Origin of the sequence: Loigolactobacillus coryniformis subsp. coryniformis KCTC 3167 = DSM 20001 (assembly GCF_002706425.1) — a bacterium.
GTDB classification, from domain to species: domain Bacteria; phylum Bacillota; class Bacilli; order Lactobacillales; family Lactobacillaceae; genus Loigolactobacillus; species Loigolactobacillus coryniformis.
The window spans coordinates 2,173,220-2,185,789 of record NZ_CP017713.1; the positions used below are offsets into that span (position 1 = coordinate 2,173,220).

Below are 12,570 nucleotides of genomic sequence, written 5' to 3' on the forward strand. Positions count from 1 at the left end.
AAAAAACGCCACTTAAGCGTGACGTTTAATTAAAGCTTATTGCAAAGCAGCTTTCGCGGCTGCAATTTGTTTTTTGATTTGATCAAAACCAGTACCACCCAGCGAATTACGCCGCGCGACGGCTGTCCGTGGATCTAGTGCTTGATAAACATCCACCGCGATCAATGGTGACAATGCCTGATAATCGGCTAATGAAACATCCTTCAAGTATTTATGTTCTTGAATACATTTCAAAACTAACTCACCGACTAGCTCATGTGCCTGCCGGAATGGTAACCCTTTGCTAGCCAAATAATCGGCTAACTCAGTCGCGTTGGAAAAATCGTGACTAGTAGCGTGCGCCAAATTGTCAGTTTTTACTGTCAAAGTATCCAGCATCCCCCGGAAAACAGTCAACGATTGTTCAACCGTATCGACCGCGTCGAACATGCCTTCTTTGTCTTCTTGGAAATCCTTGTTATACGCCAACGGTAAACCTTTCATCACGGTCAACAGGCCCATCAGATCACCATAAACACGGCCGGTTTTACCCCGGATCAACTCAGCCATATCTGGATTCTTCTTTTGCGGCATGATCGAACTACCAGTAGAATACGTGTCAGATAACTCCAAATACTGAAATTCTTGGGTATCCCACAGAATGATCTCTTCACAGAAACGAGAAAGGTGCATCATCAATTGCGCACAGTTACTGAGAAACTCCAGAATAAAGTCACGGTCGCTGACCGCATCCAAACTATTCTGGTAGACATCCGTAAAACCTAATTGCTCAGCGCTGTACTCACGATCAATTGGAAATGTTGTCCCGGCTAAAGCTGCCGCCCCTAGTGGCGAACGATCGGTGTGCTTTAAGTTAAATTCAAAGCGATTGTAGTCACGTTGCAACATTTCATAATAGGCCATTAAATAATGGGCATAAGAGATCGGTTGGGCATGCTGCATGTGGGTATAGCCCGGCATCAATGTTTCCACGTGCTGATCTGCCTTATTCACGACGACCTTCTGCAATTCAACGACTAATTGCAGAATCGTGTGCAAATGATTTTTTAAATATAAATGCATATCAGTTGCAACTTGATCGTTCCGACTCCGTGCGGTATGCAATTTACCGGCTACAGGCCCAATCTCCGCAGTCAACAGACTTTCAAGATTTAAATGAATGTCTTCATTTTCAATCGTAAAATGCAATTCACCGGCGGCTAATTTTTCCTGCAAAGTGTGCAAGCCAGCCGTGATTTGATCAGCTTCGTCGCCCTTTAAAATGCCGGTGTGTTTCAACATCGCAACGTGTGCTAATGAGCCGTGCAGATCCTCAGCCGCCATTTTTTGATCAAAATGGATCGATGCACCAAAGCTTTGGACGTATTCACTTGGTTCTGCGGTGAAACGACCGCCCCATAATTGATGATTTTCTGCCATAAACTACTCCTTTGCCTGTTCGCCGTTAACTTTGTCCTGCACTTGTGTATAAACTTGTGTTGGTAGACCCCAAAGTTTGATGAAACCAACTGCGGAAACATGATCGAATGTATCTGACGAAGTGTAAGTTGCCAAATCTTTGTCGTACAACGAATATGGTGACTTCCGACCTTCAACAGTTGCGTTGCCTTTAAATAATTTAACCCGGATCGTACCAGTCACAACCTGTTGTGACGTCTTCAAGAACGCCAATAAAGAACTAAATAGTGGTGAGAACCACAAGCCATTATAAATGGTGTTCGTCAATTGTAATTCAATCGTTGGCTTGAAATGTGCTAAATCACGTTCAAAGGTCAAATCTTCCAAAGCTTTATGCGCCTTGATCAGAACTTCGGCAGCTGGTGCTTCGTAAACTTCCCGTGATTTGATACCGACCAAACGGTTTTCAATATGATCGATCCGACCGATACCATGTTTGCCGGCAATTTTATCTAATTTAGCGATCAAATCAACCAAACCTAATTTTTCACCGTTCAAGGCAACCGGCACACCTTGTTTAAATTCGATCTCAACTTTATCCGCTTCATCAGGTGTATCTTCAATTGCGTTAGTCAAATCATAAGCATCAGCTGGTGGTGTGACCCAAGGATCTTCCAAAACGCCGGCTTCGTTAGCCCGACCCCAAAGATTTTGATCGATTGAGTAAGGACTGCCTAGTTTAATTGGTACTGGAATATCATGGTCTTTGGCGTAATTAATTTCTTCTTCCCGTGACCATTTCCAATCACGGACAGGTGCTTCGATCTTCATTTCTGGTGCTAAAGCCCGAATCGCAACTTCAAACCGTACTTGATCGTTCCCCTTACCAGTACAACCATGGGCGATAGCCGTCGCGCCTTCTTTTTTGGCCACTTCAACTAATTTCTTAGCGATCAATGGCCGCGACAAAGCAGAAACCAATGGGTATTCACCTTCGTACAAGGTGTGGCCTTGTAAAGCAACGGTGACGTAATCTTGGGCAAACTCTTCACGACAATCTAACGTGTAAGAAGCAACTGCACCGATCTTCAAGGCTTTTTCCTTGATGAAGTCCATGTCCTTGCCAACTTCGCCCACGTTAATACAAGTTGCGACCACGTCGTACCCTTTTTCGATCAACCAAGGAATTGCAACAGAAGTATCCAAGCCACCAGAATACGCTAAAATAATTTTTTCATTTGCCATTTAAAGCCACTCCTTACACATTTAAATTATCATTAAACTTAATTAATTTTCTTTAATCATTTGAATGGATTCATCATAGCGCACCTTTTAAAAAAATGCAACATTTTTTGATATTTATTCAAAAATAACTTAAATATTCGCTTTTAAGTGTATATTAAGCCTTTTTTCTGCAATAAAAAAGTGAGCTAAATTTTCAGCTCACTCTCATTTCTATTCTGGTTCCTTAAAGCGTGCCCGCTTACTATCACGTTCTAAAACTGGCTTAAGGTACTTACCCGTATAACTGTTTGGCGTCGCTGCAATTTTCTCTGGTGTCCCAGTTGCTAAAACTTCGCCACCACCAGCGCCACCTTCAGGACCAAGATCGATCAAGTAATCAGCCGTTTTGATCACGTCTAAATTATGTTCAATGATCAAAACAGTATTGCCGGCATCAACTAAACGATGTAGCACAGTCAATAACCGATTAATATCGTCAGTATGCAACCCAGTTGTTGGTTCATCCAAAATGTAGAACGTCTTCCCAGTCTGCCGCCGATGTAATTCTGAGGCTAATTTCATCCGTTGTGCTTCACCACCGGACAAAGTCGTAGCCGACTGACCAAGAGTCACATAGCCTAGGCCGACATCAACGATTGTTTGTAACTTACGGCGGATCTTAGGAATTGGTTCAAATAACTTCAACGCCTGCATCACCGTCATATTCAGGACATCGGAAATATTGTAACCTTTATACAAAACTTCCAACGTTTCTGAATTATAACGCGTGCCATGACAAACTTCACAAGGCACATAAACATCCGGTAAGAAATTCATTTCAATTTTAATAATGCCGTCACCTTTGCAGGCTTCACAACGACCGCCTTTAACATTAAAACTGAATCGATTCTTTTTATAGCCGTGAATCTTCGCTTCGTTGGTCTGGGCAAACAAATCACGAATATCGTCAAAAACACTAGTATAAGTGGCTGGATTACTCCGTGGCGTCCGCCCAATTGGACTCTGATCAATGTCGACGATCTTATCGATATTTTTGACCCCAGCAACCGACTTATATTTACCTGGCTTCTGCTTATTGCGATTCAGCTTTTGCGCCAAAACACGTTTCAAGATACTGTTGACCAGCGTCGACTTACCAGAGCCCGACACCCCAGTTACCACAATAAATTTACCCAAAGGAAAATCAACGGTAATATTCTTCAAGTTGTGCTCGCTAGCGCCTGTAATGCGAATTTTCTTACCATTGCCTTTACGCCGCTTCTCTGGTAACGGAATATATTTTTCGCCCGATAAATATTGGCCAGTCAATGAATGCTCGTTAGCCTCCACCTCAGCTGGTGTCCCCGCTGCCATTACGCGGCCACCATTTTCACCAGCACCAGGACCAATATCAATCAAATAATCAGCTGCGCGCATCGTGTCCTCATCATGCTCGACCACGATCAAGGTGTTGCCGAGATCACGCATTGACTTCAATGACGTGATCAAACGATCGTTGTCGCGTTGATGCAAGCCAATCGATGGTTCATCCAAAATATACAACACACCAGATAAGTTAGAGCCGATTTGAGTTGCCAAGCGGATCCGTTGTGCTTCACCACCAGATAAGGTACCGGCTGAGCGACTTAAATTCAAATAATCCAAGCCAACATTTTTCAGGAAAGTTAACCGATCGGTGACTTCCTTTAAAATTGGTTTAGCGATCGTATTTTCTTTTTCAGTTAACTTTAGCTGCTTAAAAAACGCCAACGAGTCGTTGATCGCATAATCTGAGACTTCGGCGATATGTTCACCATTGACCTTAACTGCTAAAGCTTGCGGATTCAACCGATAGCCATGACAAACGGGACAAGTTAATTCAGTCATGTATTGGCGCATTTGCGTCCGGGTGAAATCACTATTGGTTTCACGATAACGCCGCGCAACGTTGTTAATAACCCCTTCAAAAGTAGCATCAACATCACGAATACCGCCAAAATCATTTTCATAGTGAAAATGGAAGGTTTGGTCGCCGGCGCCATAAAGAATCGTCTGCCGTTGTTCAGCTGATAGTTTTTCAAACGGTGTATCCATATCAATATCAAAAGCCGTTGCTGCCTGCTCCAGCAATTGTGGATAATACTGAGATGAGATTGGATTCCATGGTGCTAAAGCGCCATCACGCAGCGTCATACTGGGATCAGGGATCACCAAATCAGTATCAACTTCTAATTTCATTCCCAAGCCATCACATTCTGGACAAGCCCCAAATGGTGCGTTAAATGAAAATAGACGTGGTTCTAACTCGCCAATCGTGAAGCCACAGTAAGGACAGGCATAATGTTCTGAGAATAGAATTGGTTCGCCGCCAATAATATCTGCTGTCGCATAACCATCGGACAGTCTTAACGCTGATTCGAACGAGTCAAATAAACGTGAACGCGCACTGTCTTTGACAATGATCCGATCGATCACGATATCGATGTCGTGTTTTTTATTCTTATCTAATTCAATTTCGTCGCTGATATCCTGAACGTCGCCATCAATACGAACGCGGACATAACCTTCTTTTTGAATTCGTTGCAACACCTTTTTGTGTTGACCCTTCTTAGCACGAATGATTGGCGACATAACTTGTAGCCGGGTTCCTTCAGGTAAGGCTAAAACCCGGTTGACCATTTGTTCAACCGTTTGGCTGCTGATCTCAGTTCCATCGTTGGGACAGATCGGGTGCCCGACCCGCGCCCATAACAAACGCAGATAATCATTGATTTCAGTAACTGTCCCCACCGTCGAACGTGGATTCTTCGAAGTTGTTTTCTGGTCGATCGAGATCGCCGGACTTAACCCATCGATGGAATCCACATCCGGCTTGTCCATTTGGCCTAAAAATTGACGTGCATAGGCCGATAAGCTTTCGACATAACGTCGTTGCCCTTCAGCGTATAATGTATCAAACGCCAATGAACTTTTACCTGACCCAGACAGCCCAGTGACCACCACTAATTTATCGCGCGGAATCGTCACATCAATATCTTTTAAATTATGGGCCCGCGCCCCATGAATCACGATTTTATCGTTTGCCAAAAAAGTTCCTCCTACTCAGAGTGATTAAATAAGCTACTTTTTTAATCACGTTTCCACTATTCAGTTTCCAAAAAACGTAGTGCGACTTATTCGATTTCCGCTTTTAATTCTAAAATCGTATCGCGTAATGTCGCTGCCTGCTCAAACTCGAGACTCTTAGCTGCAGTCCGCATCTGCTCTTCTAAACGTCCGATCATTGCCTTCTGCTCTTTCTTGGTCATATCCGCAAAGTCGGTTTCAGCAATTGCTTCACTATTATGCTCATCGACAGGAACTGATTTCACCGGTGAAATTAAATCACGGATCTCTTTCTTGATTGTCCGCGGTGTAATGTGATGCTTCTCGTTATAAGCTTCCTGTATTGACCGCCGCCGCGCAGTTTCATCGATGGCACCTTGCATTGAATCCGTGACGTTATCAGCATACATAATTACCGTACCATCAACATTCCGTGATGCCCGGCCAATCGTCTGAATCAATGAACGTTCACTACGCAAGAAGCCTTCCTTATCCGCATCTAAAATGGCGATCAAGGAAACTTCCGGCACATCGATCCCTTCACGCAACAAATTAATGCCGACTAACACGTCGAATTTACCTAAGCGCAAATCGCGAATAATCTGTGTCCGTTCCAAAGTTTTAATGTCACTGTGCAAATAACGAACCTTAATGCCTAACTCTTTCAAGTAATCAGTCAGATCTTCCGCCATTTTCTTAGTTAAAGTAGTGATAAACGTCCGCTCGTGACGCTCGATCCGCAAATTGATCTCGCCAACTAAATCATCGATCTGGCCCATAATTGGCCGCACTTCGATCTTAGGATCCAACAAACCAGTTGGCCGAATAATTTGCTCCGCAACCTGATCTGTTTGTTCATATTCATATGGCCCTGGTGTTGCCGAAACATAAACGATTTGATTAACATGTTGCTCAAATTCTTGTAAAGTCAATGGCCGATTATCCAATGCACTAGGTAACCGGAAACCATAATCGACTAACATCTGTTTTCGTGCCCGATCACCATTGTACATACCACGAACTTGCGGCATAGTCACATGTGATTCATCAACCATGATCAAAAAGTCCTTCGGGAAAAAGTCGATCAAGGTGTACGGCGGTTCACCCGGCTTACGACCGTCCATGTGCCGCGAATAATTTTCGATTCCTGAAGTATAACCCATCTCACGCATCATTTCGATGTCGTAATTAGTTCGTTGCTCTAAGCGTTGTGCCTCCAGTAGCTTATGTTGATCTTTCAATTCCGCTAACCGCGTTTTTAGTTCTGCCGCAATACCGTCAATAGCATGATCCATTTGATCCTCATTAGTCATAAAATGTGTTGCCGGAAAAATTGCGACATGATCACGGTCGCCCAACACTTCACCCGTCAAAGCATCAACTTCACGAATTCGATCGATCTCATCACCAAAGAATTCAACCCGCAGCGCACGCTCATCCCGTGAAGCTGGGAAAATTTCGATCACATCACCACGCACCCGGAAACGACCACGCTGAAAATCAATATCATTACGTTCAAATTGAATACTAACTAACTGACGCAATAGTTCATTGCGTTCCAATTCTTGACCAACACGAATCGATAAGACATGATCTGCATATTCTTTGGGATCACCTAAACCAAAAATACTCGATACTGAAGCTACCACGATCACATCATCACGTTCTAATAGCGAACTAGTTGCCGAATGCCGTAGCTTATCGATCTCATCGTTGATACTAGAATCCTTTTCGATATAAGTATCACTGGATGGTACATAAGCTTCTGGTTGATAATAATCATAATAACTAACAAAGTATTCCACCGCATTGTGTGGGAAAAATTGTTTAAATTCACCATAAAGCTGACCCGCCAACGTTTTGTTATGGGCCAAAATCAAGGTTGGCTTATTTACATTTTTAATTACTTCACTCATAGTAAAAGTTTTACCAGTACCAGTCGCCCCAAGTAAAATCTGGGCTTTTGTCCCAGCTTCAATGCCCTTGGTCAGTTGTGCGATCGCAGTTGGCTGATCACCAGCTGGCTGATAAGGCGAAACCAAATCAAAATCACGATGTGCTTCACGTTGAATCAAAAGTTAGCCCCCTCTATCTCACTTAAATAGGTTAGTTTTCTAGCCAAAACCGCCTAGTTGAAACACGGCTCTATCTTACTTAAATTAGGTTAGTTTCTTAACAAAAAAACGCCAAACTGAAACATAATCGTATATACTAGGCACCCAATATGTGCCAAACGAAAAAGGCTGGAAGCAGCTCCCAACCCGGTTAATTTACTGGTTCAATTTTAGCATAGCGAACATATTTTCGCCACTAGTTAAGCTGATTATTTCTCAGCCGTGATCTGTTGCGTAATACGGCGCAATTCCTCTTGATTAGTGAAGTTCTCCGCCAACAGATCTGGTAAAATTTCCTTAAAGAAATACTGAACGCTGACCATATCAGCAAAGGCGACGATCGTACGCAGACTTTCACGATAAATTTCAGTATAAACTGATTCTGGATTACCTTTTTGAATTTCACCGAAAGATTCATATAATAAATCGACTTTATCCGCAACTGATAAAATGCGACCTTCCAGCGTATCATCCTTGCCTTCACTCAACCGACGCCGGTATGCTGCTTGAAATTCTGCTGGTAATTCATTTTGAATAAAAGTTTCAGTTAAATTAGCATCAACATCTGCTAACATTTGCCGTAGGGTGGGCGTTGCGTATTTTACTGGCGTTTTGATATCACCAATAAAGCGCTCAGTATAGTCGTGATTCAGCGCTTTTTCATACAGCGCCCGCCAATTAACAGTTTGACCTGCATTTTCCTCAATGTCGCCGAGTATCTGGGCAATTTGTGTTACCTTAAACGAATGTGCCGCCACCGAGTGTTCTTCGTACTTAAAATAACCCGGTGCCCGATGAATCGTCTCTAAATTACTTAAGCTCTGTAAATACTGATGCATTCCCATTCTGCTCACGCTCCCGTTTAGATTAAATTGTTACCATTCTAACGACTTTTATCCGACCTGACAAGTATTTGGCTTTGACTGGTAACCTATTAATATGAATTGATCTAGCGCATAAATATATCCAAAAAAGAGCCTGACCACAAAGGGTCAAGCTCTCACTACTTTACTCAGCAGCAAATTCATTTAAAGCATTTTCGAATGCATCTAATTTAGTTGCTACATCTGCTTCACTAGTTCCAATCGTACCAACGTAGAACTTAATTTTTGGTTCAGTTCCTGAAGGCCGAATAGCGATCCAAGTTTCATCTGCTAACAAGTACTTCAATACATTAGATGTTGGCAACGCCATTTTTTCTTGATGACCATCAGCATAAGTCTTCGTCTGTTGAGCAAAGTCTTCCACTGCACTGATTTTAACGCCATTAAATTCTGCTGGTTGTTCTTCGCGGAACTTCGTCATTAATTTAGCCATCTTATCGGCACCACTAATACCATCAAAGGTTTGAGAAACTGTCTTTTCAGCATAATAACCATACTTCTTGAATAAGTCTTGCAAGCCATCATACAATGTCTTACCTTGTTTTTGGTAATAAGCCGCAATTTCAGCCAACAAAAGTAAGCCTTGAATTGCATCCTTATCACGTACGAATGGTCGAATCAATGAACCATAACTTTCTTCAAAGCCAAACATGTAAGTATGACTGTGATCTTGCTCGTATTGCTTGATCTTTTCACCAATAAACTTGAAGCCAGTTAGAACGTCTAGCATTTCAACATTATAATTATGCGCAATTTGCGTTGCTAATTCCGTTGAAACGATCGACTTGATTGCCACCGCATTAGCCGGTAAAGTGCCGGCATTTTGGTTAGCACGTAAAATGTAATCCAACATCAATGCTGCAATCTGATTACCGTTTAATAAACGATACTCGCCATCTGGTTGGCGCACCGCGGTACCTAAACGATCAGCGTCAGGATCAGTGGCTACCAAAATATCCGCATTTTCCCGCTTACCCAATTCGATTGCCATATCAAAGGCCTGTGGAAATTCTGGATTAGGGAACGGTACCGTTGGAAATTCTGGATCAGCGATCGCCTGTTTAGCGACTAACTTAAATTGCGTAAAGCCAGCGTTCCGCAAGGCTTGTGCACCTAACATTTTCCCAGTACCATGCAATGGTGAGTAAACTAATTTTAATTTGGGTCCGATTTCATCAACTAAATCCTGATTGATCGTAACTTTTTTGATGTTAGCTAAATAAGCTTCATCAACATCTTCCCCGATCATCGTCATTAATTTTGCTGTCCGCAAATCGTGCTCATCAACGACCGCAATGCCAAATAAATCGGCAGCTTTACGCACATAACTGGTAATCAAATCGGCTTCCTTAGGTGGCATTTGGCCGCCATCAGGACCGTAAATTTTATAACCGTTATATTGTTTAGGATTGTGACTTGCTGTGATCATGATACCCGCATAAGTTTCCAAGTGCCGGACCGCAAAGGATAATTCTGGGGTTGGCCGTAAACCATCGAAGACAAAGCTTGGGATCTTATGTGCACCTAAAACCCGTGCTGCTTCGTGGGCAAATAATTCGGAATTATACCGTGAATCAAAACTGATTGCGACACCACGTTGTTTAGTTGCCGCGTCCAACGTATCCATAAATAGGGCTAAGCCTTCAGTTGCTTGGCGAATCGTATAAATGTTCATCCGATTGATACCAGGCCCCATCACACCACGCATTCCTGCCGTGCCAAATTCCATTGGTGCGTAAAATGCATCCTCTAATTGTTCTTGATCAGTGGTTCCTGTTAATTCTTTTTTCAAATCAGCATCTAACTCAGGATAAGCTACCCAAGTTTGATATGTATCTTGCCATGCCAATCGCTTCATCTCCTCACAGTTATTCATCAATAGTATACTACAAACGACAGCGCTTCACTAAACTAACTTAAGTCGACTTAATCAAATTTTCATATACCAGTTATTGGTCTAGTCCAAAGATTAAGTGGGAATGATTAAGCCAATCTTATTTGAACAATGTTTCCATGAAAACGGCTTAGGTCAAAAAAGTGCAAAAAAGTAGTAGCAGAATTCTCATTCTGCCACTACCTATTTTTATTTTACGGATGCTTCATGTTTCACTTTATCATCTAATTCTTGAATATAGTTAAAGGCTTGTTGTCCAGCAACGCCACCATCACCAACAGCCGTTGTAATCTGACGTAGATCTTTTTGACGTACATCGCCAATGGCAAAAATGCCAGGTACTGCAGTACGCATATGTTCGTCAGTAACAACCCAACCTTTTTCGTCTAAAATGTTTAAATTTTGGAAACCGTCAGTCAAAGCGTCGATTCCAACGTAGATAAAGGCACCACTAGCAGGAAGAACATGTTCTTCACCAGTAACTTTATCTGTGTAACGAACGCCAGTCACCTTTTGTTCGTCGCCAAGGACTTCTTCCGTATTGGCATTCCAAACAAATTCAATCTTGTCGTTGTCAAAAGCACGCTGTTGAATAATCTTTTGCGCGCGTAATTGGTCACGCCGATGAATAATTGTTACCTTAGAAGCTAATTGGGCTAAATATAGGCCTTCTTCAACCGCAGAATCGCCACCGCCAATAACAGCAACTTCACGATTCTTAAAGAATGCACCGTCACATACGGCACAGTACGAAACACCACGGCCACTATATTCTTGTTCGCCAGGTACACCTAATTTACGATGATCCGCACCAGTTGCGATAACCACTGCTTTGGCTTGGTAATCACCATCATCGGTGTGAATCAATTTATATTCACCCTGGTCTTCAACATTAGTCACGTTCCCGTAAACGTATTCTGCGCCAAATTGTGTCGCGCCATCATACATATTCTGCGCTAAATCGGGACCTAAAATTGACTTAAAGCCAGGATAGTTTTCAATTTCAGCGGTGTTATTCATCTGACCACCATAAATACCGCGATCAAGGATGATCACTGAAAGGTTTGACCGTGATGCGTATAAAGCTGCGGTCAAACCACCAGGACCAGCACCGATCACAACAACATCTGCCTGTTTCGTCATTCTCATTCCTCCGTCTCTACTCCACAATTAAGGTAAATAATTAGTAAAAACCACTAATTATTTCTGATGTTTCGGGCGATGTCCATTCAACTAAAGCAAAGTCCGCTAAGTTGAAACATGGCTCTACTCCACAATTAAGGTAAATAATTAGCAAAGACCACTAATTATTCCCAATGTTCCGGACGATGTCCATTCAACTAAAGCAAAGTCCGCTAAGTTGAAGCATGGCTCTACTTCACAATTAAGGTAAATAATTAGTAAAAGCTACTACCTATTGCGTTCATGAACAATGTCCGTTCTTGTGGCAAAACCATGCTGTAGACAACATCGCTCTTACAAATCTATGTTCTCATCATACGCTGAGATTTTCGGAAAGTCTAGCGTTCTGCTTACTTTTAGTTAGAAGTTACCTTGTTCATGGTGCAACTGGGATAATAGATCCGTTGCTTCGTGCTTAAATTCTTGCTGTCCGCTAGCTAAGTAACCTTTGACATATTCTAAACTGCGCTTGAACTCATTCATAAAGGCATAGCAGTTAGCTAAGAAATATTGAATTTCTGGGTGATGCTCACCATAATGCAAATTCAGCTTTTCCAAACGCTGAATCGCTTCATTATAACGATTATCATATTGTAGGCAGATTGCCAATTGGCAGTTAGCAAATACATAATCATCATCGGTATGTGCTAGTGTCTGTGCACGTTCCAAATACGTAATTGCCTTCTTGTAATTGCTTTTCGAAAAAGCAGTCATGCCTAAATTAAAATAAAACTCGCACGATGGTAGAAACGAAATAACTTCACCCATG

The 12,570-nt window shown here is 42.3% G+C and carries 8 protein-coding genes; all 8 read right to left on the minus strand.

Annotated elements, in window-relative coordinates; all coding sequences use genetic code 11:
* Positions 1-36 precede the first annotated feature (36 nt).
* Positions 37-1,419, minus strand: coding sequence for an argininosuccinate lyase (argH, locus tag LC20001_RS10770; RefSeq protein WP_010009027.1), 1,383 nt, complete (start codon positions 1,417-1,419; stop codon positions 37-39).
* A gap of 3 nt (positions 1,420-1,422) precedes the next feature.
* Positions 1,423-2,643, minus strand: coding sequence for an argininosuccinate synthase (locus tag LC20001_RS10775; RefSeq protein WP_010009026.1), 1,221 nt, complete (start codon positions 2,641-2,643; stop codon positions 1,423-1,425).
* A gap of 210 nt (positions 2,644-2,853) precedes the next feature.
* The gene (gene uvrA, locus LC20001_RS10780; protein ID WP_003679007.1) at positions 2,854-5,709 is read right to left on the minus strand and encodes an excinuclease ABC subunit UvrA; all 2,856 of its coding nucleotides are present in this window, start codon (positions 5,707-5,709) and stop codon (positions 2,854-2,856) included.
* 86 nt (positions 5,710-5,795) lie between these two features.
* The gene (uvrB, locus tag LC20001_RS10785; protein ID WP_003679009.1) at positions 5,796-7,802 is read right to left on the minus strand and encodes an excinuclease ABC subunit UvrB; all 2,007 of its coding nucleotides are present in this window, start codon (positions 7,800-7,802) and stop codon (positions 5,796-5,798) included.
* 248 nt (positions 7,803-8,050) lie between these two features.
* The gene (locus LC20001_RS10790; protein WP_010009024.1) at positions 8,051-8,686 is read right to left on the minus strand and encodes an HD domain-containing protein; all 636 of its coding nucleotides are present in this window, start codon (positions 8,684-8,686) and stop codon (positions 8,051-8,053) included.
* Between the two features lie 163 nt (positions 8,687-8,849).
* Positions 8,850-10,574 (minus strand): phospho-sugar mutase, encoded by a 1,725-nt coding sequence (locus tag LC20001_RS10795; protein ID WP_010009023.1) that lies wholly within the window; start codon positions 10,572-10,574, stop codon positions 8,850-8,852.
* A gap of 234 nt (positions 10,575-10,808) precedes the next feature.
* A complete protein-coding gene (gene trxB, locus LC20001_RS10800) occupies positions 10,809-11,762 on the minus strand; it encodes a thioredoxin-disulfide reductase (protein ID WP_010009022.1) in 954 nt (317 codons plus the stop codon).
* A gap of 399 nt (positions 11,763-12,161) precedes the next feature.
* The gene (locus tag LC20001_RS10805; protein ID WP_003679017.1) at positions 12,162-12,569 is read right to left on the minus strand and encodes a tetratricopeptide repeat protein; all 408 of its coding nucleotides are present in this window, start codon (positions 12,567-12,569) and stop codon (positions 12,162-12,164) included.
* Position 12,570 lies beyond the last annotated feature (1 nt).

What these genes read in the sequence shown, in the direction of transcription:
- argH (WP_010009027.1), bottom strand. Translation starts at nt 1,419, where the DNA reads ATGGCAGAAAATCATCAATTATGGGGCGGTCGTTTCACCGCAGAACCA.
- LC20001_RS10790 (WP_010009024.1), bottom strand. Translation starts at nt 8,686, where the DNA reads ATGGGAATGCATCAGTATTTACAGAGCTTAAGTAATTTAGAGACGATT.
- LC20001_RS10805 (WP_003679017.1), bottom strand. Translation starts at nt 12,569, where the DNA reads ATGGGTGAAGTTATTTCGTTTCTACCATCGTGCGAGTTTTATTTTAAT.
- trxB (WP_010009022.1), bottom strand. Translation starts at nt 11,762, where the DNA reads ATGACGAAACAGGCAGATGTTGTTGTGATCGGTGCTGGTCCTGGTGGT.
- LC20001_RS10775 (WP_010009026.1), bottom strand. Translation starts at nt 2,643, where the DNA reads ATGGCAAATGAAAAAATTATTTTAGCGTATTCTGGTGGCTTGGATACT.